General features: G+C 64.2%; 19 protein-coding genes. 8 read left to right on the forward strand and 11 right to left on the reverse strand.

Annotated elements, in window-relative coordinates:
* Nucleotides 1-16 precede the first annotated feature (16 nt).
* Both ACJA3S_RS08140 and ACJA3S_RS08145 read right to left on the reverse strand, forming a co-directional pair.
* A complete protein-coding gene (locus ACJA3S_RS08140) occupies nt 17-592 on the reverse strand; it encodes an ANTAR domain-containing response regulator (RefSeq protein WP_406821435.1) in 576 nt (191 codons plus the stop codon).
* Between the two features lie 11 nt (nt 593-603).
* On the reverse strand, nt 604-1818 hold the full coding sequence (locus ACJA3S_RS08145) for a CmpA/NrtA family ABC transporter substrate-binding protein (protein ID WP_406821436.1): 1215 nt from the start codon (nt 1816-1818) through the stop codon (nt 604-606).
* A gap of 157 nt (nt 1819-1975) precedes the next feature.
* On the opposite strand from ACJA3S_RS08145, the gene ACJA3S_RS08150 reads away from it, so the two are divergent.
* On the forward strand, nt 1976-2998 hold the full coding sequence (locus ACJA3S_RS08150) for a quinone-dependent dihydroorotate dehydrogenase (RefSeq protein WP_406821437.1): 1023 nt from the start codon (nt 1976-1978) through the stop codon (nt 2996-2998).
* A 146-nt stretch (nt 2999-3144) separates the two neighbouring features.
* Here the strand turns inward: ACJA3S_RS08150 and rmf are convergent, their stop codons facing one another.
* Nucleotides 3145-3360 (reverse strand): ribosome modulation factor, encoded by a 216-nt coding sequence (gene rmf / locus ACJA3S_RS08155; protein WP_003248687.1) that lies wholly within the window; start codon nt 3358-3360, stop codon nt 3145-3147.
* 560 nt (nt 3361-3920) lie between these two features.
* On the opposite strand from rmf, the gene rlmKL reads away from it, so the two are divergent.
* Together rlmKL and ACJA3S_RS08165 are read left to right on the forward strand one after the other, a co-directional pair.
* The gene (gene rlmKL, locus ACJA3S_RS08160; protein ID WP_406821438.1) at nt 3921-6113 is read left to right on the forward strand and encodes a bifunctional 23S rRNA (guanine(2069)-N(7))-methyltransferase RlmK/23S rRNA (guanine(2445)-N(2))-methyltransferase RlmL; all 2193 of its coding nucleotides are present in this window, start codon (nt 3921-3923) and stop codon (nt 6111-6113) included.
* Between the two features lie 94 nt (nt 6114-6207).
* A complete protein-coding gene (locus tag ACJA3S_RS08165; protein WP_406821439.1) occupies nt 6208-8598 on the forward strand; it encodes a diguanylate cyclase in 2391 nt (796 codons plus the stop codon).
* A gap of 179 nt (nt 8599-8777) precedes the next feature.
* Here the strand turns inward: ACJA3S_RS08165 and dacB are convergent, their stop codons facing one another.
* The 8 genes from dacB to ACJA3S_RS08205 all read right to left on the reverse strand — a co-directional run bounded on the left by dacB (nt 8778) and on the right by ACJA3S_RS08205 (nt 17813).
* Nucleotides 8778-10235: a D-alanyl-D-alanine carboxypeptidase/D-alanyl-D-alanine-endopeptidase gene (gene dacB, locus ACJA3S_RS08170; RefSeq protein WP_406821440.1), complete on the reverse strand. Its 1458-nt coding sequence runs from the start codon at nt 10233-10235 to the stop codon at nt 8778-8780.
* 198 nt (nt 10236-10433) lie between these two features.
* Nucleotides 10434-10778, reverse strand: a complete 345-nt coding sequence (locus ACJA3S_RS08175; protein WP_004376110.1) for a YggL family protein — start codon at nt 10776-10778, stop codon at nt 10434-10436.
* Nucleotides 10779-10819: 41 nt separating this feature from the next.
* The gene (locus ACJA3S_RS08180; RefSeq protein ID WP_406821441.1) at nt 10820-14446 is read right to left on the reverse strand and encodes an ATP-binding protein; all 3627 of its coding nucleotides are present in this window, start codon (nt 14444-14446) and stop codon (nt 10820-10822) included.
* Nucleotides 14447-14454: 8 nt separating this feature from the next.
* Nucleotides 14455-15072 carry a response regulator gene (locus ACJA3S_RS08185; RefSeq protein WP_406821442.1) on the reverse strand — a complete coding sequence of 206 codons (618 nt, stop codon included), beginning with the start codon at nt 15070-15072 and terminating at the stop codon, nt 14455-14457.
* Nucleotides 15073-15354: 282 nt separating this feature from the next.
* Nucleotides 15355-16686: a deoxyguanosinetriphosphate triphosphohydrolase gene (locus ACJA3S_RS08190; RefSeq protein ID WP_170029060.1), complete on the reverse strand. Its 1332-nt coding sequence runs from the start codon at nt 16684-16686 to the stop codon at nt 15355-15357.
* A 102-nt stretch (nt 16687-16788) separates the two neighbouring features.
* Nucleotides 16789-17118 (reverse strand): hypothetical protein, encoded by a 330-nt coding sequence (locus ACJA3S_RS08195; protein WP_406821443.1) that lies wholly within the window; start codon nt 17116-17118, stop codon nt 16789-16791.
* On the reverse strand, nt 17115-17489 hold the full coding sequence (locus ACJA3S_RS08200) for a phage holin family protein (RefSeq protein ID WP_225777001.1): 375 nt from the start codon (nt 17487-17489) through the stop codon (nt 17115-17117). Before ACJA3S_RS08200 ends, ACJA3S_RS08195 begins: the two co-directional genes overlap by 4 nt.
* 9 nt (nt 17490-17498) lie before the next feature.
* Nucleotides 17499-17813 carry a YqjD family protein gene (locus tag ACJA3S_RS08205; RefSeq protein ID WP_170029062.1) on the reverse strand — a complete coding sequence of 105 codons (315 nt, stop codon included), beginning with the start codon at nt 17811-17813 and terminating at the stop codon, nt 17499-17501.
* A gap of 311 nt (nt 17814-18124) precedes the next feature.
* Here ACJA3S_RS08205 and ACJA3S_RS08210 point away from each other — a divergent pair, with 311 nt between their 5' ends.
* The 5 genes from ACJA3S_RS08210 to ACJA3S_RS08230 all read left to right on the forward strand — a co-directional run bounded on the left by ACJA3S_RS08210 (nt 18125) and on the right by ACJA3S_RS08230 (nt 21494).
* Complete coding sequence (locus ACJA3S_RS08210; protein WP_406821444.1) at nt 18125-19333, forward strand: ammonium transporter; 1209 nt, start codon at nt 18125-18127, stop codon at nt 19331-19333.
* Nucleotides 19334-19405: 72 nt separating this feature from the next.
* Entirely contained in the window at nt 19406-19645 is a 240-nt protein-coding gene (locus ACJA3S_RS08215) for a glutaredoxin family protein (RefSeq protein WP_186679305.1), read from the forward strand.
* A 107-nt stretch (nt 19646-19752) separates the two neighbouring features.
* Nucleotides 19753-20184, forward strand: coding sequence for a D-Ala-D-Ala carboxypeptidase family metallohydrolase (locus ACJA3S_RS08220; protein WP_406821445.1), 432 nt, complete (start codon nt 19753-19755; stop codon nt 20182-20184).
* A gap of 65 nt (nt 20185-20249) precedes the next feature.
* Nucleotides 20250-20558, forward strand: coding sequence for a transcriptional regulator (locus ACJA3S_RS08225; RefSeq protein WP_170029066.1), 309 nt, complete (start codon nt 20250-20252; stop codon nt 20556-20558).
* Between the two features lie 51 nt (nt 20559-20609).
* Entirely contained in the window at nt 20610-21494 is an 885-nt protein-coding gene (locus tag ACJA3S_RS08230) for a pseudouridine synthase (RefSeq protein ID WP_406821446.1), read from the forward strand.
* Nucleotides 21495-21503: the final 9 nt, after the last annotated feature.

Here is a 21503-nt window from a genome sequence, read left to right on the forward strand (position 1 = left end):
CGCGTGAAGCAGGCTGCTAACCGAGCATCTCGTGCATGGCGATGATCTGCTCGGCTACCTGTATCAGCTTCTGCTGGCGGCTCATGGCCTGCCGGCGCATCAGGGTGTAGGCCTGTTCCTCGTTGCAGTCTTTCATCTTCATCAGCAAGCCCTTGGCCTGCTCGACACGCTTGCGCTCGGCCAGTTGCTGGTCGCGCGCCTGCAACTGCGCCCTCAGCGCCTGGTCACTTTCGAAGCGGGCCATGGCCACATCCAGGATCGGCTGCAGCCGTGCGGCATGGATGCCTTCGACGATGTAGGCGCTGACGCCGGCCTGGATCGCCTGGCGCATCACCGCGGGGTCGTGTTCGTCGGTAAACAGCACAATCGGGCGTGGCTGGTCCCGGCTGACCAGCACCACCTGCTCCATCACGTCACGGTCTGGTGAATCGGTATCGATCAGCACCACGTCCGGGCGCACTGTTTCGACGCAGGCAGGCAGGTCGATGGTCAGGCCTGGGGCTTCGATGACCTCGAAACCGGCCTCGCTCAGTGCCGCCTTGAGACGGCCGAGTTTGTTCTGGGTATCGTCGATCAGCAGGATACGCAACATGCTCATCCTCCTTACGCGCCGACGCGAGCGTCGGGCAGCTCGCCCAGGGCATGCAGGCGGAAACTGCGGGCATAGGCGTAGGGGTCGCTGCCATCCCAGCGGGTACCGTCGATCAGCAGGCTGCTGCGCATGGGCTGCTCGGGGCAGGCCACGCCCAGGCTTTGCGCTGCGTCACGGTACAGCGCCAGTTGCTGCACCTGGCTGGCCACGCCGAGGTAGTCGGGGTCTTCGCGCAGCAGGCCCCAGCGGCGGAACTGAGTCATGAACCACATGCCGTCGGACAGGTAGGGCAGGTTGGCCTGGCCATGGTCGTGCAGGCGCAAGGCGTGCGGGTCTTGCCAGTGGTTGCCGAGGCCGTCCTGGTAGTGGCCGAGCAGGCGCGGTTCGATGCGCTCCAGGGGAGTATCCAGGTAGGCGCTGCCACTGAGCAGCTGTGCGGTGCTGCGGCGGTTCTCCGGGCTTTGCTCGATGAAGCGACTGGCGGCGAGGATCGCCTTGATCAACGCGCGGGCGCTGTTGGGATACTGTTCGGCGAAGGCACGGGCACAGGCCAGGACCTTTTCCGGGTGGTCCGGCCAGATCGACTGGCTGGTGGCCAGGGTGAAGCCCTGGCCCCTGGCCACCGCATCGGCGGCCCAGGGTTCGCCCACGCAGAAACCGTCGATGCGCCCGGCCTGGATGTGCGCAGCCATCTGCGCTGGCGGCACCACTACGCTATCGACGTCGCGCAGCGGGTGGATGCCCTGGCTGGCCAGCCAGTAATACAACCACATGGCATGGGTGCCGGTGGGGAAGGTCTGGGCGAAGGTCAGCCGTGCGCCATGCTGGTGCACCAGGCGCGCCAGTGCCTCGGGGTTGGTCACGCCCTTGCGTTGCAGGGCCGGCGACAGGTTGATTGCCTGGGCGTTCTGGTTCAGCCCCATCAGTACGGCCATGGCGCTGGCCGGTACACCGCCGATGCCCAGGTGCACGGCATAGGCCAGGCCATACAGGCAATGTGCGGCATCCAGCTCGCCGCTGACCAGTTTGTCACGCAGCCCAGCCCAGGAACCCTGGCGCTTGAGGTTCAGGGTAAGGCCATGCTGCTGGGCAAAGCCCTGGGTGGCGGCAACCACCACCGAGGCGCAGTCGGTCAGGGCCATGTAGCCGATATTCAGGCTGGGCTTTTCCGGCGCGTCGCTGCCGTTGACCCAGGCCAGGGGCATTGCTCGGGGTACTGTGTTCACAAGGTTCCTCGCCCGTACTGATAAGGCTGTGGGCGTGTCTGGTGCAACCGATGTGCCACCTGGCGGCAGCACTGGCGCAGTTGCCCCACGATTTGCTGTCATGCCGGCTGCGCGCTGGCTATAATCGCTCCCTCATTCACCCCGAGCCTCGCCGCCCATGTATACCCTGGCCCGCCAGCTGCTGTTCAAGCTTTCTCCGGAAACCTCCCACGACCTTTCCCTGGACCTGATCGGTGCCGGTGGCCGGCTCGGCCTCAACGGCGTGCTGTGCAAGCAGCCGGCGGCATTGCCGGTCACGGTGATGGGCTTGAACTTCGCCAACCCGGTAGGCCTGGCGGCCGGCCTGGACAAGAACGGCGCGGCCATCGACGGTTTCGCCCAGCTGGGTTTCGGCTTTGTCGAGATCGGCACGGTCACCCCACGCCCGCAGCCGGGTAACCCCAAGCCGCGCCTGTTCCGCCTGCCGCAGGCCACGGCGATCATCAACCGCATGGGCTTCAACAACCTGGGCGTCGACCACCTGCTCGGCCGGGTGCGCGCGGCACGTTACCAAGGCGTGCTGGGCATCAACATCGGCAAGAACTTCGACACCCCGGTCGAGCGCGCCGTGGATGATTACCTGATCTGCCTGGACAAGGTCTACACCGACGCCAGCTACATCACCGTCAATGTCAGCTCGCCAAACACCCCTGGCCTGCGCAGCCTGCAGTTCGGCGATTCGCTCAAGCAACTGCTCGATGCCCTGGCCGAGCGCCGCGAGCAACTGGCTGGCGCGCATGGCAAGCGCGTGCCGCTGGCGATCAAGATTGCCCCGGACATGAGCGATGAAGAAACCGCGCTGGTGGCCGCCGCGCTGATGGAGTCGGGCATGGATGCGGTGATCGCCACCAACACCACGCTGGGCCGTGAAGGTGTCGAAGGGCTGCCATACGGCGGCGAGGCCGGCGGCCTGTCGGGCGCGCCGGTACTGGAGAAGAGCACCCATATCGTCAAGGTGCTGGCCGGCGAGCTGGGCGGCAAGTTGCCGATCATCGCTGCCGGGGGCATTACCGAAGGCCGCCATGCTGCGGAAAAGATCGCTGCCGGTGCAAGCCTTGTGCAGATCTACTCGGGCTTCATCTACAAGGGGCCGGCGCTGATTCGCGAGGCGGTGGACGCGATCGCCGCGATGCCGCGTTGACCTGACGGGCCCATTTGCCGGGGAACCGCAAAGCCAGCGTGGATGCCGAATCGAAGCCATAAAAAAGGGCCCCATCAAGGGGCCCCTGGGCCTTCGCCCGCCGCCCGGATAGGGCGTGCATGGTAAATCGAATTCAGTGTCCTCGTTCAGCCAACGGCGTGATTTTCGTTGAGTCTATGGATGCCAGCGGTGCCAGTCATTCCGTCCCAGTTATCACCGCGACCTTCACGCCAGCCGTTGATCCAGGCTTGGCGAACAGAAGGAAGATTGAAGGGGCAAAGTTCGCGGGATTTGCCGGTGACCCCGTATTGGTAGCCACGTGAATATGCTCTTTCCAACGGATCACGCTTAAGTCTTCTCATAGGGTGTTGCCCTCACTTGTTGACTGTAATGTCCCGTCGGCCTCTCCGAGGCCGGGCAGAGTCTTTCTGCCGGTGTGCGCTCGCTGCCGGCGTGGCGAGCTGAAAGTGCCGCCTCGTTGCGATGCGGCCTGAGACCAGTTCTATCGAATGCAGGTCACGGTGTGAATGATCGATTTGTCATAAGGACGTAACCTTTCCGAGGGTGAGGGGATAAGTAAATAAATGCGACTCAACCTTGTTTAGCGTTGAGCCCGCTATGATCAGGGTTTGCCGAACCTTGACGTCATTTCGCCAGCGCTGCTGGCTGATGACGGAAATAATTTGAAATGCGACGAAGGGTCACATCTGCCCCGCCGTCAGCAGAATTTTACGTACTGCCTGATGATCTAAGCTGTCCTTGCCACTGGGCCAGGCGCAGATTGGTCAGGCGGCCCGGCCATTCACCGCACGCTCGCGTGGCGGAGAAGGCCACCCGCACACCTGCTGGAAAGGGGTGCGGCAAACATCGCGGGGCGATGCGTTGCCCCGTCAGTCAAATAGCCCAAGGCGCTGGATTACTCATGTCGGACCGTTTCGAACTTTATCTCACTTGCCCCAAAGGCCTGGAAGGCCTGCTTGCCGAAGAGGCGCGCAGCCTCGGCCTGGATGAGGTGCGTGAGCACACCTCGGCCATTCGCGGCGCCGCCGACATGGAAACCGCCTACCGCCTGTGCCTGTGGTCACGCCTGGCCAACCGCGTGCTGCTGGTGCTCAAGCGCTTCTCCATGAAGAACGCCGACGATCTCTACGACGGCGTGCACGCGGTCGACTGGGCCGACCACCTGGCTGCCGATGGCACCCTGGCGGTGGAATTCAGCGGCCACGGCTCGGGCATCGACAACACCCACTTCGGTGCGCTGAAGGTCAAGGATGCGATCGTCGACAAGCTGCGCAACCGCGAAGGCCTGCGCCCGTCGGTGGAAAAGATCGACCCTGACGTACGCGTGCACCTGCGCCTGGACCGTGGTGAAGCCATCCTCTCCCTCGACCTTTCCGGGCACAGCCTGCACCAGCGTGGCTACCGCTTGCAGCAAGGCGCCGCGCCGCTGAAGGAAAACCTGGCGGCGGCGGTGCTGATCCGTGCCGGCTGGCCGCGCATTGCCGCCGAAGGGGGCGCGCTGGCCGACCCGATGTGCGGTGTCGGTACCTTCCTGGTCGAAGCCGCGATGATCGCCGCCGACATCGCGCCCAACCTCAAGCGTGAACGTTGGGGCTTCAGTGCCTGGCTCGGCCACGTGCCGGCGCTGTGGCGCAAGGTGCATGAACAAGCGCAGGCACGGGCCGAAGCCGGCCTGGCCAGGCCACCGCTGTGGATCCGTGGCTACGAGGCCGACCCACGCTTGATCCAGCCCGGCCGCAATAACGTCGAGCGTGCCGGCCTGGGCGACTGGGTGAAGATCTACCAGGGCGAGGTCAGCACCTTCGAGCCGCGCCCGGACCAGAACCAGAAAGGCCTGGTCATCAGCAACCCGCCCTATGGCGAGCGCCTGGGCGACGAAGCCAGCCTGCTGTATCTCTACCAGAACCTCGGCGAGCGCCTGCGCCAGGCCTGCATGGGCTGGGAGGCTGCGGTATTCACCGGCGCGCCGCAACTGGGCAAGCGCATGGGCATTCGCAGCCACAAGCAGTACGCGTTCTGGAACGGCGCCTTGCCGTGCAAGCTGTTGCTGTTCAAGGTGCAGCCTGACCAGTTCGTGACCGGCGAGCGCCGTGAGCTGCCCGCGCAAGGCGCAGACCTTGACGCGCAGGCGCCGCTGGCCAGCGAGCCGGCGCGCCTGTCGGAAGGGGCGCAGATGTTCGCCAACCGCCTGCAGAAAAACCTTCGGCAATTGGGCAAGTGGGCGCGTCGCGAGCAGGTCGATTGCTACCGCCTGTACGATGCCGACATGCCCGAATATGCCCTGGCAGTCGACCTGTACCAGGACTGGGTGCACGTGCAGGAGTACGCCGCACCACGTTCGGTCGACCCGGACAAGGCCCAGGCACGCCTGCTCGATGCGCTGGCAGCCATCCCCCAGGCGCTGGGCATTGCCCCGCAGCGGGTGGTGCTCAAGCGCCGTGAACGGCAGAGCGGTACGCGCCAGTACGAGCGTCAGGCCACCGAAGGGCGCTTCCAGGAAGTGCGCGAAGGCGGCGTCAAGCTGCTGGTCAACCTCACCGATTACCTCGACACCGGGCTGTTCCTCGACCACCGCCCGATGCGCATGCGCATCCAGCGCGAGGCCGCCGGCAAGCGCTTCCTCAACCTATTCTGCTACACCGCCACGGCCACCGTGCACGCCGCCAAGGGCGGAGCGCGCAGTACCACCAGCGTCGACCTGTCGAAAACCTACCTGGACTGGGCGCGGCGCAACCTGGCGCTCAACGGTTTTTCCGAACGCAACCGCCTGGAGCAGGGTGATGTGATGGCCTGGCTGGAAGGCAACCGCGACAGCTACGACCTGATTTTCATCGACCCGCCAACCTTCTCCAACTCCAAGCGCATGGAGGGCGTGTTCGATGTGCAGCGGGACCATGTGCAACTGCTCGACCTGGCCATGGCCCGCCTGGCTCTGGGCGGTGTGTTGTACTTCTCCAACAACTTCCGCAAGTTCCAGCTCGACGAGCACCTGATGACGCGTTACGCCGTGGAGGAAATCACCGCCCAGACGCTGGACCCGGATTTCGCCCGCAACAACCGCATTCATCGCGCCTGGCGTTTGCAACTGCGGTGAGGCGACGAGGTACATTGCGCGGCTGATGGCCAATAGCTATAAATGACAGCAGGGCAAGATAATCCGCAGGACGCTGGCTTGACGAGACGGGTGTATGTCGAAGGGTGGCGTGCGTGCGCGGTTGCTTGGCCTGTGCACAGAGGGGGTGCCCGCCTGGGCTGTGGCGCTGGTCGCCCTGCTGGTGGGCGGCCTGCTGACCGCCGTGCTGGCGCTTGCCGCGCAAACCTTCTACAAGCAGCAGCTGCGCCAGCGCTTCGAGCTGCTGGCCAGCGAACGTTTCAGCCGTATCACCGAACGCCTTGACCAACAGCAGCAGCGCCTGGACGGGCTGCGGCGGTTTTTCAGCTTGGCCGAGGCAGTCACCCCGCAGGCATTCAACGCCTACGCCCGGCCATTGTTGCAGCGGACCCTGGCCTATGCCTGGGCGCCGCGTGTGGAAGCTGCACAACGCGCCGAGTTCGAGCGCCAGGCCAGCGTGTCCCTTGGCCCGGGTTACGTAGTGCGTGACCAGGACGAACACGGCCAGTGGCACCCCGCCCCGCTGCGTGACCATTACTTCCCGGTGTTCTATACCCAGTCGGGCGAATTGCCTGGGTTGCCCTATGGGCTCGACCTCGCCGGCCAGGCCACCTCCCGGGCGGCACTGGCGCGGGCGCTCGGGCCAGGCAGCATGGCGGTTTCCGGATCATTGGCCCTGTTCGATGGGCGCTCGGACGCTCGCGGCCTGCTGATGGTGGCGCCGGTGTTTGCCGATTCCGCGCCCAATGGCTCGGCAATCGGCTACGTGGTGGCCTTGCTGAGCATGCTTGAGCTGGTCAGTGACGGGCAACCGGCGACAGCAGACGACAACCTGGTGATACGTATCGTCGATCCCGCCGGCTCGCGTGGCCCCGAAGTGCTGTTCGATTCGCAGAACCCGGTAGCCCCCTTGGCGCTGGCCAGCAACCAATTGCTGCACCTGGCCGACCACCACTATCAGCTGGGCATCAGGCCAAGCCTGGCGTTCATGCAGGCCAACCGTTCCTCCGCAGTGCTGGCGGTGAGCTTGCTGGGCGGCTTGTTGAGCCTGCTGCTCAGCGTGCTGTTCCACAGCCTGTTCAGCCAGCGCCAGCGTGCCCTGGCCCTGGTCGAGCAGCGCAGCGCCGAGCTGCGGGTCAGCGAGCAAGCCCTGCGCGGTACCCATAATCAGCTGCGCAGCGTGCTGGATGCCGCGACCCAGGTGGCGATCATCGCCACCAACCTCAAGGGCGTCATCAGCACCTTCAACGCCGGTGCCGAGCGCATGCTCGGTTACCCGGCCAGCGAGGCGATTGGCCGACTGCAGCTGGAAGACCTGGTACTGGCCGAGGAATTGAGCCAGCGCGCCCACGCCTTGAGCCTGCGTTACGGCCGACCGATCGCCGGCGGCCAGGCCATGTTCGCCGAGACGGTGCAGGCGCATGGCGCCGAGCCGGGGGAGTGGACCCTGTTGCGCGCCGATGGCAGCCAGCTGGTGGCCAACATGCTGGTCACCGCCATGCTCGATGAACAAGGCTTGTGGACGGGCTACCTGGCGATCTGCATCGATGTCACCGAACGGCGTCGGGTACATGAGGCGCTGGCGGCGCGTGATCGGCTCCTGGAAAAGCTCTCTGCCGAAGTGCCGGGCGGCATCTACCAGTACCGCCTGGATGGTAATGGTCATTCGTGCTTTCCCTATGCCAGCATGGGCCTGTACGACATCTACGAAATCGACCTGCAGCAGTTGCGCGAGGATGCGACGGCGGTGTTCGAGCGCATCCACCCCGATGACCTCGAGCGAGTGCGCCGTTCGGTACGTTACTCGGCCGAGCACTTGTCGCCCTGGCGCGAGGAGTACCGGGTCTGCCTGCCGCGTGCCGGGTTGCGCTGGGTGCGTGGCGAGGCGACGCCGGAGGTGGGCGAGCAGGGCTGCACCCTGTGGCATGGCTACCTGACCGATATCTCCGACCTCAAGAGCGTGGAAGAGGAGTTACGGACGCTGTCGGTGACCGATTCGCTGACCGGCATTCACAACCGCCGCTATTTCCAGGAGCGCTTGAAGTCCGAGCTGGAACGGGCCCAGCGCGATGGCCAGGCGCTGGCGGTGATCATGCTCGACATCGATCATTTCAAACGCATCAATGACCGCTTCGGCCACGCCGTCGGTGACCGTGTGCTGCGCAGTTTGTGCCTGCGCATTGCCCAGCGTTTGCGGCGTACCGATGTGTTCTGCCGGCTGGGTGGCGAGGAATTCATGGTGCTCTGCCCAGGCAGCGATGCCGAGCAGGCGCGGCAACTGGCGCTGGAGCTTTGGCAAGGGGTGCGCAATGTGCCGGTGGAGGGGGTGGGCAGGGTGACTGCCAGCTTTGGGGTGGCGGGTTGGCGGCGAGGAGAGGGTGCCGATGCCTTGCTGCTGCGCGCCGATGCCGGGGTGTACGCGGCCAAGCAGGCCGGGCGCGACCGGGTGGCGGGGGAGTCGGCCTGATCGGCCATGGCGGGCGCGATCGATGTAGGAGGCCTTGTGTCGCGATGGGCTGCAACGCAGCCCCAGGATTCCAGCTTCGCAATACCAAATGGCTGGGGGCTGCTGCGCAGCCCATCGCGACACAAGGCCGCCCCTACATCGACCGGGTCAGCCGGCCCTTTGTTGTCGGGCCGCTGCAGTCAGTTGGCTGCGGTGCTGCCGGCCAGCTTCGGCTGGCGGTACAGGTCCAGCAGCACCTGGTCGAGCACCTGCGATGCGCCCCACGGTTTCGGGTCGTTGAGAATTGCCGCCACCGCCCAGGTATGGCCATTGCTGTCACGGCTGAAACCGGCAATCGCCCGCACGGTGTTCAGGGTGCCGGTCTTGATGTGCCCTTCACCGGCCATTGCCGTACGTTTCAGGCGCTTGCGCATGGTGCCGTCCATGCCCACCAGCGGCATCGAGCTGATGAACTCGGCGGCGTAGGGGCTTTTCCAGGCGGCCTGCAGCATTGCCGCCATTTCCCGCGTGCTGACCCGCTCGGCGCGCGACAGGCCAGAGCCGTTTTCCATGACCAGGTGCGGTGCGGTAATGCCCTTCTTCGCCAGCCATTGACGCACCACGCGCTGGGCGGCGCGGGCATCGTCGCCATCGGCATCGGTGCGGAACTGCGCGCCAAGGCTCAGGAACAGCTGCTGGGCCATGGTGTTGTTGCTGTATTTGTTGATGTCGCGGATCACTTCCACCAGGTCTGGCGAGAAGGCCCGGGCCAGCAGACGCGCACCTTTTGGCACGTTCTCGAAGCGGTCGCCCCCCTGGATGCTGCCACCCAGCTCGTTCCAGATCGCGCGCACGGCACCGGCGGCGTAGGTCGGGTGGTCAAGCAGCGACAGGTAGGTCTGCGAGTTGCAGCCTTCACCCAGCTGGCCGCTGACCGTCACGCTGATGCCATCGGCCTGCGGCACCGGGTTGTAGCGCACATCACCCGCGCACTGCCGGGAGGCTACCGCCTTGACCTGGTTGTCGATGCGGATACTGGCAATCGGCGGCTCGACCGCAATGGTGACCTTGCCGCCATCATTGCGGGCCACGAAGCGCAGGGCCTTGAGGTTGATCATCAGCGAGTCCGGCTTGACCAGGAACGGCTTGTTCTCATCGCCGCCATCATCGTTGAACTGCGGCAGGTTGGGCTGCACGAAGTGGCTGCGGTCCAGCACCAGGTCGCCGGTGATGGTGCGCACGCCATTGGCACGCAGGTCACGCATCAGCAGCCACAGCTTTTCCATGTTCAGTTTCGGGTCGCCGCCGCCTTTGAGGTACAGGTTGCCGTTGAGCACCCCGTTGCTGAGCGTGCCATCGGTGTAGAACTCGGTCTTCCACTGGAAGGTCGGGCCAAGCAGTTCGAGGGCGGCGTAGGTGGTGACCAGTTTCATGGTCGAGGCTGGGTTTACTGACACATCTGCGTTGAACACGGTCGGTGTACCAGGGCCGTCCAGCGGCAGCATCACCAACGACAGCGCCGAGTCCTGCAGCTTGCTGGCCTTGAGGGCCTGCTGCACTTTGGGGGGCAGGGTGGTATTGACGGCGGCGGCCTGGCTGGGCAGGGCGAATGGCAGCAGCAGGCCGGCAAGCATGAGGGGACGAAGCTTTTTGATCATAGTGAGTAAATACCCTACGGCGAGGGGAAAGGGCATTGGGGCTGTAAAGGATGATGGCCCCAGGATGAAAGAATGCGCATTATGCCCCAAGCGCAGCGACGATGCGCCACGTTCGACAGAAAAGCACCACCCATGGCAAAACCCCTGGCCATGAAAAAGGCCACCGTGAAGGTGGCCTTTTCAGCGATCGGGCCGGTATTACTCGGCCTTGTTGATCGGCTTTTCCGGGTACCAGGCGTCCAGCAGCGGGCTGACTTCGATCTTGGTCAGTTCGCTGCGGCCCTTGAGCCAGGCTTCAACGGCTGCACGCTGCTCTTCGCTGACCGAGCCGCGTTTGACCGAGCACACCAGGCCGAAATCGTCACCGCCTACATAGTCCAGGCCGTTGGCGTCCATGGCTTCTGCCAGGAACGCGTCGAGGAAAGCATCGATTGCCTGGTCATCCAGATCTTCCTTGAATTCCAGGTTCAGCTCGAAGCCCAATTCCTGAAACTCGTCGACACACAGCTTCTTGCGCAGACGACGGGAGCGGTTTGTGGCCATGAAACAATCCTCTTAGGTAATAACGCCGCGCAGTCTACCAGTTAACACGCCTGGCTGCCTGTCTGTATGCAGCTATCGGTAGCCAGCTCCCTGGCCAGGGCCCGTTCCACCCGGCACATGTGCCGTGCCAGTGCCTGGCGCCGCAGGAGCAGCTGGGTGGTGGACAAGCCGCTGGTCTCCAAGGCTTCGCAGGCCGCCATCAGTTCGGGGGCTTCGAGCATGCGTGCGGCGCTGAGCACCTTGTGCGCCTGTTCGCCGATGGCGCCGCTGTCGTACTCCGGATGCAGTGCCATGAGCGTGGCCAGGTCGGCCTGCAGGCTCTGCTGCAGCGCTTCCAGGAAGCGCTGGCGGTCGTTGGGGTCATGCCCGACCACTGCGGCCAGCCCGTCCAGGTGATACAGCTTGCGCCGGCGTTTTTGCTGGCGCCGCGGGCGGATGCCGGCCAGGCGCTGGCTGAGCGTGCTGAGGCTGATGGGCTTGAGCAGGCAGTCGTCCATGCCGGCGCTCAGGCATTTGCGCAGCACCTCCGGTTGCGCGTTGGCGGTGTAGCCGAGAATGGTGCAGCGCGAGCGCTTGCCATGGCGTTCTTCGGTACGAACCGCGGAGGCCAGCTGATAGCCGTTCATGTGTGGCATGTTGCAGTCGAGCACCAGCACATCGAAGTCGCCCGCCCGCCAGGTAGCCAGGCCTTCACGGCCATCGCGGGCACTGGCATGGTCCAGGCCCAGGTAACCAAGCTGCTGCGCCATCAGCTGCAGGTTGGCCGGATGGTCGTCGATCACCAGCACGCTCAGCCGTGGGTCGGGCACGTCGAGTTCTTCTGGCAACGGGGCCGGCATCGCGGGGGCGTCTACCCGCTGCAGCGGCATCTTCAGGCGCACCTGGGTACCGACATCTTCCAGGCTCCTGATGCTCAGGTCGCCGCCCATCATTTCGCACAGGTTGCGACAGATGGCCAGGCCCAGGCCGGTGCCCGCGCGAGCGCCCTGGCTGTGCGGGTTGGCCTGGATGAATGGGTTGAACAGGCGTTGCAGGTCGTCAGCGGGTATGCCAATGCCACTGTCGCGCACCTCCAGCTCCAGCGCTGCGGGGGTGCAGGCCTCATCCAGGCTGACGTTGATGCGCACCTGGCCATGTTCGGTGAACTTGATGGCGTTGCTTACCAGGTTGGACACCACCTGCTTGAAGCGCAGTGGGTCGAGCAGTGCATGGCAGCGTGCCGCGGGGGCGATCATCACTTCCAGGGCGAGGCCTTTCTGCCGTGCCTGGCCCTCGAAGATGCGCCCTACCGATTCGACCAGGGCCGCCAGGTCGACGGTTTCCGGGGCGAGGGTCAAGTGCCCGGACTCGATGCGCACGATATCGAGGATGTCGCCAATCAGGCCCAGCAGGTCCTTTGCCGAGTGGTGCGCCAGTTCCAGTGCGCTGCGGTCCACCCGGCCCTGGTCGGCACGCTTGACCGCCAGTTCCAGCATGCCGATGACCGCGTTCATCGGGGTGCGGATCTCGTGGCTGATGGTGGCCAGGAACGTGCTCTTGGCGCGGTTGGCATCGTCGGCCTGCTGCTTGGCCTGGCGCAGTTCCATGACCAGCTGGCGGCGGTCGCTGATGTCGATCCAGCCACCGATGATGCCCTGGACCTCGCCCAGCGAGTCGCGATACGGCAGGATCCAGTGATAGATGGTCATTTCGCGGCCCTTGATCCGTAGCGGCCGGTCCATGATCAGCGGGGTGCCGGCTGCCATCACCTTCAGGTAGTCCGCCTCGATCTGGCGAATATGCTCGTACTCGGCGAACAGGCTGTCTTTCAGACGTTTGCCAATGACCTCCTCGGAGCGCGCCTGCACGGCTTCCAGGTAGCTGAAGTTGCAACTTTGCAGGCAGCCCTCGCGGTCACGCACGTACATGGGGTGAGGCGTGCCGTTGAGCAGGGCGCGCATGAACGCCAGTTGGTCGTTCAGCGCGCGCTCGGCGCGTTGCCGCTGGCGAATCTGCAGGCGCAGGCGGGCGTTCCAGAGCAGCGCCAGCAGCAACAGCACGGCTGCGCCCAGTACCAGCTGTACCGCGAGGCGGCGGTAATCCCGGCCGTTGCCGTCATCGTGCAGGTCGAAGCCGCGCCAGCGGTTGTTGATTACCCCCAGTTCCTCCGGCGAGATGCTCAGCAGGGCCTTGTCGAGGATCGAGACCAGCACCTGCGACGAGGCGCTGGTCGCCATGGCGAAATTGGCGGGTTCGCTGCCGACAGTGGTACGGATGACCAGCTCGGGATTGCTGGCCAGGGCATGGTTGGCATCGACCAGGGTGGTAATCACTGCATCGACGGCGCCGCTGTTGAGCAATGCCATGGAGTAGAACGTGCTTTCCGTCTCGATCCAGCCGATTTGTGGATAGTGTTGCGACAGCATGGCGTCCATCGCGCTGTAGCGGGTAATGGCGATGCGACGCCCGTGCAACTGTTCCAGCGAAGTCGGTGCCTCGTCATCCTTGCGGCTGACCAGTACGTAGGCGCTTTCCAGGTAAGGGCGGCTGATCTGCAGGTTGTCCTCGGCCTCGCCGCCGGTGGCCAGCGCGGCGATGACATCCGCGCGGCCGTCCTTGAGGCGGGCAATCATGTCGGCAATGCCACTGGCGCGCTGCACCTCGAAGCGCAAGCCGGTACGCAGGCGGATGAGTTCCAGCAGGTCGGCGGTAATGCCGCGAAAATGCCCCGCGCCATCGAAGTAGGACACCGGTGCGGCTGTGTCATCGATCGCCACACGCATCACCGGGTGGTCGCGCAACCATTGCTCTTCGGCCTCGCTCAGTTGCAGCTTGCGGTCGGTCAGCAGCAAATCGCTGCCGGCACTCCAGCGTTTGAAGATGCTGGCGCGTATGGCGGGGGGCTGGCTGTCCAGCACGGCATTCACCAGCTCCATCAACAGCCTGTCCTGCTGGCGCAGGGCAAAGCCGAAGCCGATGGCTTCGTGCTTGCCGAAGTTGGCCATGCGCAGGCGCGGCAAGTGGCCGCGGTTGAGCTGGTAATGGGTGGAAATGGTATCCCCGATGAACACGTCCGCCTGGCCGAACGCCACGGCATTCAAGGCCTGGCTGGAAGAGCCGAAGGCCAGCAGCTCGGCCTTGGGGTAGGTGCCGAGGACCTCCTGCCTGGGCAGGTAGTGGTAGAGCATGCCCAGGCGCATGCCGGGCAAGCCCATGTCCAGTACCCGGCTTTCATCCTCACGCGTTACCAGCACCGGTTGGTCGATGGCGTAGGGGTGCGAAAGCGCCAGGCCGTCGCTGGCTGCCTCGTAGCCATTGGCACTGCCAAGCAGGTCGATATCGCCGTGGCGCAGCGCCTCCACCGCCGCCTGCCGGCTGGAAAAGCGCAGTACCCTGACCGGTAATTGCAGGGCCTTGCCGATCAGGCTGGCGTACTCGGCGGTCAGGCCCTGGTAGTCGCGGCCGCCACTGGTGATGTCGAAGGGTGGGTAGTCCGGTGCCGAGGTCCCCAGCACCAGTTCCTGGCGGCTGTCGAGCCATTGCCGTTGTTCGGCGGTAAGCGCTGGCTGGGCGGGCCGGGCCGATGAGCGGGCCAGCAACGTGTAGGAAGAGGCTTCTTGATGGGTAGCCTGTGCCACGCTGCTGAGCAGGAGCAGGGCGAGCAGCAGGCGAGCGATAGGGCGCGCCATGACCATCCTCAGACCAGTGCGTTGCGCTTGGCTATTTCGATCAGGTCGACCAGCGTGTCGACCTGAAGTTTGTGCATCAGGCGCTTCTTGTAGGTGCTCACGGTCTTGCTGCTGAGGAACATGCCCTTGGCAATTTCCTTGTTGCTGCGGCCTTGGGCAAACAGCTGCAGCACCATCAGTTCGCGGTCGTTCACCTGGCGGAAAAGTTGCAGGTCGGCATTCACCGCCTGGTTGTGCTTTATCGCCTGGCTGGGGAAGTAGTTATAACCGGCCAATACCGCCTTGATTGCACTGAGCAATTCGCTCAGGTCTTCTTCCTTGCACACATAGCCGGCGGCCCCCGAGTGCATGCAGCGTACGGCGAACAGTGCCGGTGATTGTGCGGTCAATACCAGAACCTTCAACGGCAACGCCATGGCCTGGAAGCGGGACAGCACCTCCAGCCCGTCCAGCTTGGGAATGCTGATGTCGAGAATGACCAGGTCAGGGTTGGTTTCGCGAATCATCTGCATGGCATCAACGCCGTTGTCCGACTCGCCGACAACCTTGTAATTCTGGTTTTCCAGCAACATTCGCACAGCCAGACGGATGACAGGATGGTCGTCGACAATAAATATGGATTGCATGTTCAACTTCCTGCGGGCGATTGAGGTGACAGGCGGCACCTTATCGCAGTTGGAAGTCATCGGGCATGCGAGGAAGGGCTATTAGCCCTATATGGGAAATGGCTTACAAGATAAAGCAAATCTGGCTACGAAATTGGGGAGTTCAATGCGATGTCAAAACAAGTTTGGTAACCAATCATTTATCTTTAATCGTATTGTTTAATTGGTCCTGTGTATATGTAGGAAGTTTCCTTCAGGCAGGCTGGCAGCCTCGGGGTGTGCCCGGGCTGCACCCGGTGCGCTTCAGACCGGGCTGGAGCGCCCGGTCATCTCGCGCGCCATTTCGCTGGCATAGCTGTCGGTCATCCCGGCGATGAAGTCGATCATGCGCAGGAAGGCACTGTGCAAGGAACCATGCGGGTCGGGGGCATTGTTGCCGATCAGGTCCAGCACCCGGCGGCTCTTGAACGACGGCGTGCGCCCGCCGTGCTGTTCGAGGGCCGCGCCACAGAAGGTATTCAGCAGGATTTCCAGGGTGGTATAGGCGCCGATCTCGTGCAAGGTCTTGCGCTTGTCCTGGAAGATCTTGTTGCGCGCCATGGCCTTGGCCTGCAGCACGCAGCGTTTGGCCGGGCCATGCATGTGTTCGACCAGGTCGCCCGCCAGCTGGCCGGCCAGCAGGGCCTGCTGTTGCTCGACGAAGGCACGGGCGGCGGCGTTGGTCAGGTGTTCGATGGCCTTGCCACGCAGGATCGCCAACTTGCGCCGCCGGGAATCGCCCGGACCGAGCTGGCGGTAGGTTTCCGGCAGGTCTTCGCCGACCAGGTCGAGCAGCAGCGCTTCGACCTCGGCGTATTGCAGCAGCTCCATTTCCAGGCCGTCTTCCAGGTCGATCAGCGCATAGCAGATGTCATCGGCGGCCTCCATCAGGTAGACCAGCGGGTGGCGCGCCCAGCGTTGGTGCTCCAGTTGCGGCAGGCCAAGCTTGCGGGCGATCTGTTCGAGCAGGGGCAGTTCGCTCTGGTAGCTGCCGAACTTGTGCTTCTTGTAGCCCAGGGCGTCGGCGTGGCGCGCACTCCACGGGTATTTCAGGTAGGTACCGAGGGTGGCATAGGTCAACCGGGTACCGCCGTCGAACTGGTGATATTCCAGCTGGGTAAGGACGCGAAAGCCCTGGGCGTTGCCTTCGAAGTTGAGGAAGTCGGCGCGCTCGTCGTCGTTCATGTCATCCAGCCAGCCACGCCCGGCGGCCTGCTGGAACCAGTGGCGGATGGCATCTTCGCCGGAGTGGCCGAACGGTGGATTGCCGATGTCATGGGCCAGGCAGGCCGATTGCACGATCATGCCAAGGTCGCTCGGGGCGCACCAGTCCGGCAGGCTGTCGCGCAGGGTCTCGCCGACGCGCATGCCCAGCGAGCGACCGACGCAGCTGACTTCCAGCGAGTGGGTCAGGCGTGTGTGGATATGGTCGTTGCTGGAAACCGGGTGCACCTGGGTCTTGCGCCCGAGACGGCGGAAGGCCCCGGAGAAGATGATGCGGTCGTGGTCTTTGTGAAAGGGGCTGCGCCCGAGCTCATCGGCGCTGTACAGCGCTTTGCCCAGGCGTTCGCGGGTGAGCAGGGTGTGCCAGTCCAAGGCGCGGTCTCCTGTGCATCGAGGGCTATAGCTTCGGGTGTCCGAAAGGTCAGCGCAAGGGGGAAGCCGGCAACGGGGCCGTTGCCGGCGGCAATGAATCACTCAAGGGCGACGGTTGCCTTGCAGATACAGGCGCACCAGCGGTAGCAGGCTGGTGCCCAGGCGCAGCAGCCGCGCGAGGTTGCCGCTGCGCACGCCCTTGCCGGTGAGGAAACCCAGTGCCACCACCGCGCCGATCCCCCACAGCGGTGCATGCTTGATGCCCAGCCCGTCCTGGAGCGAGTTGCCCATGCCACGTACGCGGCGCAGCGGTTCCAGCAACTGCGCCGATTCGTGGCGGATTTCCTGGCGGTGCATTTCCATGCGCAGGCGCAACAGCGCCTTGCGTAATTCACGCGGGTTACGCGTGTCTGGCAGTTCTGGCAGGGTCATGGCAACAGGCGCTCCCGGTCCTTGGCAAGTTCCTCGAGGGTGGCACCGAACGGTGACGACTCGTCGAACACGGCGGCCTTGAGGCGCAGCCCGCAGTACAGTGCGGCGATGCCGTAGAACACACAGAGGCCGATGATCCCGGCCAGGCGATAACTGTCCCACAGCAGCACCAGCAACAGCCCGGACAAGGCGGTCAGCAGCAGCAAGGCGAACACCAGGGCCAGGCCGGCGAACAACAGCAGGCTCAAGGTGCGGCCCTTCTGTTCCTGCAACTCGATGCCGAACAGTTCGATATGGCTGTGCAGCAGCCCCAGCGCGGCTGCACCCAGGCGCTTGCCTGCAGCGCTGGCGCCGTTGGCGTCGTTATCCATGGTATCCCCTCAGTGGCGGTTGGCCAGCAGGCCGATCAACAGCCCGACGCCCGCCGCGATGCCGATCGCCTGCCACGGGTTTTCCTGCACGTACTGCTCGGCGCTGCCCAACGCGGCCTGGCCGCGCTCGCGCACCGAGTCCTGGGTCAGCTGCAGGGTTTCGCGGGCCTGGGCCAGGCGCTCGTGGATCTGCCCACGCAATTCGTCCGCCTGGTCGCCGGCCAGGTTGGCGGTGTCGGCCAGCAGCTTCTCGGTGTCGCGCACCAGCGCCTGGAAGTCAGCCATCAATATCTCTTGTGCAGTCTTTGCCGATTTGCTGGCCATGGGTGTCTCCCTGTCGATGAATGTTGGTAGTTCGAGTGATAGCACACGCGGAAGGTTCAAGTGCCGGCGCTGGTATGGGCCTTGCTAAGGCTTTGCCACGTTGCGGGGCGTTCCTGGCAGGTGTTGCGCCGATTCGGGGCGCCGACGCAGCGGCTACCGATAAACCTTAACCCAATCCACGACAAACCCAAGAAAAAACCACGCAGGCCCGCCAGGCTCACCGAAACAGGGCAGGGGGTTTGCACCGATTCGGTGCAGGGATGCAGGTTTTTGAACTGTCCTGGTGCCTTTTCAGCAGGTCTGCCTACTTCATGGAAAACATGCACAGCGCGATGGATTCTCTGGTCCACGGTTCCAATACCCTGTTCATCCTCATGGGCGCCATCCTGGTGCTGGCCATGCATGCCGGCTTCGCGTTTCTCGAAGTGGGTACGGTGCGCCACAAGAACCAGGTCAATGCCTTGTCGAAGATTCTCAGCGATTTTGCCATCTCGGCGTTGGTGTACTTCTTCGTCGGCTACTGGATCGCCTACGGGGTCAACTTCCTGCAGCCGGCAGCCGCACTGGCGGCCGACCAGGGTTACGCGCTGGTCAAGTGCTTCTTTCTGCTGACCTTCGCCGCAGCGATCCCGGCGATCATCTCCGGGGGTATTGCCGAGCGGGCGCGCTTCGTGCCGCAGCTGTGCGCCACGGCATTGATCGTGGCGTTCGTCTACCCGTTCTTCGAAGGGGTGGTGTGGAACGGCAACCTGGGCCTGCAAGCCTGGTTGCAGGCACGCTTTGGCGCGCCATTCCATGACTTTGCCGGCTCGGTGGTGGTGCATGCGATGGGCGGCTGGCTGGCCTTGGCAGCGGTGCTGCTGCTGGGCGCGCGTCGAGGGCGCTATCGCGATGGCCGCCTGGTGGCGTTTGCGCCGTCGAGCATCCCGTTCCTGGCGCTGGGGTCGTGGATCCTGATCATTGGCTGGTTCGGCTTCAACGTCATGAGTGCACAGACCCTGCAGGGAATCAGCGGCCTGGTGGCGATCAACTCGTTGATGGCCATGGTCGGTGGCACCCTGTCGGCGTTGCTGGCCGGCCGTAACGACCCGGGCTTCCTGCATAACGGCCCGCTGGCCGGGCTGGTGGCGGTGTGTGCGGGCTCCGACCTGATGCACCCGGTTGGCGCACTGGCCACTGGCCTGGTCGCCGGGGCGCTGTTCGTCTGGACCTTCACGGCGGCGCAGAACCGCTGGAAGATCGATGATGTGCTGGGGGTGTGGCCGTTGCATGGCCTGTGCGGCGTGTGGGGTGGCCTGGCCTGTGGTGTGTTCGGCCAGGCGGCCCTGGGCGGTATGGGCGGGGTCAGCCTGGTCAGCCAGTTGCTGGGCAGCCTGCTGGGCGTGCTGGTGGCGCTGGCCGGTGGCTTTGCCGTGTACGGTGCGATCCGCGCGCTGCATGGCCTGCGCTTGAGCCATGAGCAGGAGTTCCAGGGCGCCGACTTGTCGCTGCACCGTATCGGCGCAACCAGCCAGGATTGAGCCAGGTCAGGTGCGCGCTGGGCAGGGGCGGCCTAGAATAGGCTTCTGTGCATGCCAAACCGGAACCTGCCCATGCTGCCTGAATGCCAACTGTTCGGCACCCTCGGCTGCCACCTCTGTGAAGTGGCCGAGGCCGTGCTGATGCCCTTCGTCGATCACGGCCTGTTGGTGGAACTGGTCGATATCAGTGAAAGCGAGGCGATGGTCGAGCGTTACGGCTTGATCATTCCGGTGCTGCGGCGCTGCGACAATGGCGCCGAGCTGCATTGGCCATTCGATGCCGAGCAGGTCGTGGCGTTTCTCGCGCAATGACGGCACCCGGGGAGGTGCCTCCCTGCTCCATGTGGCGCGCTGCGTCGTGATGATCACTTGCCGGCACACTGAGGCCGGCTTCGCCATCGATCATCAGGACTCCAACCATGCTTATTTCCCCCCATTTCTCCCTCGATGAAATGACCGTTTCGCAGCTCGCCGCCAGGGAAGGGCTCGACAACGACCCGCCAGCCGAGGCGCGGGCCAACCTGCAACTGCTGTGCAATGTCCTGGAGCAGGTACGCGCACTGTTCGGCGCGCCGGTCATCGTCAGCAGCGGCTATCGCAGTCCGGCAGTCAACAGCCGCATTGGCGGGTCGGTGACGAGCAAGCATCTGCAAGGGCTGGCCGCCGACTTCACGGTGATTGAAGTCAGCCCGCGCGAAGTCGTGCGGCGCATCAGTGAAAGCGCCATTCCCTTCGACCAGCTGATCCTCGAATTCGACCAATGGGTACACCTGGCGGTGACCCCAGGCACGCCGCGACGACAGGTACTGACGATTCGCAGAGGCAGCGGCTACGAGGAGGGGCTGCAATGAAGCGCATTGACGGCGGCAAGGGGATATTCGTATGCTGTATATAAATACAGTGTCGAGGTAAAGCCATGCTCAACGTCGAGCAACTCAAGTACAGCGTCAACCGCATGCCCGTCGAACGGGTGGCCGACGCCGTTCTGGAACTGCGCCTCGAAGGCCTGGTAACCGACGACCGCACACCGTTCGGCAAGGTCCACTTCAATACCTGCTTCGCCGAGATAGAGGCCTTGTTCCAGCGTGCCGGCTACCACCGCGGACTGGATGTGGTGGGTTACCAGGGGTTGCTGTATGCCCTGTACGACCCTGGCCGCTGGGAGCCGGTGCAGGTACTGCGATGGTTGAAGGAGCGCAGCGAAGCGATGGCCAAGGCTGGTTGAGGGCGCGGGCTTGGAGGATAATGCGCGGCCGTGACTGTTTCGAGCCCTGCCATGACCACGCCGTTCGACCCCGCCCGCCAGCAAGCCAGCACGGTGTGCCTGCCACCCGGTAACTGGGCGACTGTGCTCGACTGCCTGTGCGACCATTTCAAGGCCATCGACCGAGCCCAATGGCTCGATCGCTTTGTCCGTGGCCGGGTGCTGGATGCCGAGGGGCGAGCAGTCGCGGCCGAGCTGCCGTACAAACGCGGCATGCGCCTGCACTACTTCCGCGAGGTGCCGAACGAGCGGCCGATTCCGGTGCAGGAGGCGGTGTTGCATGTGGATGAACACCTGGTGGTGGCGGACAAGCCGCATTTCCTGCCAGTGACGCCGAGCGGGGAATACGTCGAGCAAACCTTGCTGCGCCGGTTGATTCGCCACCTGGGCAATCCGCACCTGGTGCCGTTGCACCGAATCGATCGGCATACCGCCGGGCTGGTGCTGTTTTCCGCCAACCCGCAGAGCCGCAGTGCCTATCAGCGGCTGTTTCCCGAGCGGCGCATCGATAAACGCTACCAGGCCATTGCTGCAGCCATGCCGCAACACGATTTCCCGCTGGTGCATAAAAGCCGCCTGGTGCATGGCGAGCCGTTTTTCCGCATGCATGAGGTCGAGGGGGAGGCGAACAGCGAAACGTGGGCTGAGGTGTTGGAAAAGCATGGCGACCTGTGGCGTTACGGGTTGTCGCCAGTGACCGGCAAGACCCACCAGCTGCGCGTGCACATGGCCGCATTGGGCGCAGGGATCAGCAATGATCCGTTCTATCCGCAGTTGCTCAAGGAAGAGGATGACTACCAGCGGCCGTTGAAACTGCTGGCGCAGAGCTTGCGTTTCGAGGACCCACTGAGTGGCGAAGAGCGCTATTTCGAGAGCCGCTTGCGCCTGGATTGGTAATCGGGTGGC

The sequence above is a fragment of the Pseudomonas sp. KnCO4 genome, assembly GCF_045344305.1.
GTDB classification, from domain to species: Bacteria; Pseudomonadota; Gammaproteobacteria; order Pseudomonadales; family Pseudomonadaceae; genus Aquipseudomonas; species Aquipseudomonas anuradhapurensis.

What these genes read in the sequence shown, in the direction of transcription:
- ACJA3S_RS08165 (WP_406821439.1), top strand. Translation starts at nt 6,208, where the DNA reads ATGTCGAAGGGTGGCGTGCGTGCGCGGTTGCTTGGCCTGTGCACAGAG.
- ACJA3S_RS08150 (WP_406821437.1), top strand. Translation starts at nt 1,976, where the DNA reads ATGTATACCCTGGCCCGCCAGCTGCTGTTCAAGCTTTCTCCGGAAACC.
- ACJA3S_RS08180 (WP_406821441.1), bottom strand. Translation starts at nt 14,446, where the DNA reads ATGGCGCGCCCTATCGCTCGCCTGCTGCTCGCCCTGCTCCTGCTCAGC.
- rmf (WP_003248687.1), bottom strand. Translation starts at nt 3,360, where the DNA reads ATGAGAAGACTTAAGCGTGATCCGTTGGAAAGAGCATATTCACGTGGC.
- ACJA3S_RS08140 (WP_406821435.1), bottom strand. Translation starts at nt 592, where the DNA reads ATGTTGCGTATCCTGCTGATCGACGATACCCAGAACAAACTCGGCCGT.
- ACJA3S_RS08200 (WP_225777001.1), bottom strand. Translation starts at nt 17,489, where the DNA reads ATGGATAACGACGCCAACGGCGCCAGCGCTGCAGGCAAGCGCCTGGGT.
- dacB (WP_406821440.1), bottom strand. Translation starts at nt 10,235, where the DNA reads ATGATCAAAAAGCTTCGTCCCCTCATGCTTGCCGGCCTGCTGCTGCCA.
- ACJA3S_RS08205 (WP_170029062.1), bottom strand. Translation starts at nt 17,813, where the DNA reads ATGGCCAGCAAATCGGCAAAGACTGCACAAGAGATATTGATGGCTGAC.
- ACJA3S_RS08185 (WP_406821442.1), bottom strand. Translation starts at nt 15,072, where the DNA reads ATGCAATCCATATTTATTGTCGACGACCATCCTGTCATCCGTCTGGCT.
- rlmKL (WP_406821438.1), top strand. Translation starts at nt 3,921, where the DNA reads ATGTCGGACCGTTTCGAACTTTATCTCACTTGCCCCAAAGGCCTGGAA.
- ACJA3S_RS08210 (WP_406821444.1), top strand. Translation starts at nt 18,125, where the DNA reads ATGGAAAACATGCACAGCGCGATGGATTCTCTGGTCCACGGTTCCAAT.
- ACJA3S_RS08220 (WP_406821445.1), top strand. Translation starts at nt 19,753, where the DNA reads ATGCTTATTTCCCCCCATTTCTCCCTCGATGAAATGACCGTTTCGCAG.
- ACJA3S_RS08195 (WP_406821443.1), bottom strand. Translation starts at nt 17,118, where the DNA reads ATGACCCTGCCAGAACTGCCAGACACGCGTAACCCGCGTGAATTACGC.
- ACJA3S_RS08225 (WP_170029066.1), top strand. Translation starts at nt 20,250, where the DNA reads ATGCTCAACGTCGAGCAACTCAAGTACAGCGTCAACCGCATGCCCGTC.
- ACJA3S_RS08215 (WP_186679305.1), top strand. Translation starts at nt 19,406, where the DNA reads ATGCTGCCTGAATGCCAACTGTTCGGCACCCTCGGCTGCCACCTCTGT.
- ACJA3S_RS08175 (WP_004376110.1), bottom strand. Translation starts at nt 10,778, where the DNA reads ATGGCCACAAACCGCTCCCGTCGTCTGCGCAAGAAGCTGTGTGTCGAC.
- ACJA3S_RS08230 (WP_406821446.1), top strand. Translation starts at nt 20,610, where the DNA reads ATGACCACGCCGTTCGACCCCGCCCGCCAGCAAGCCAGCACGGTGTGC.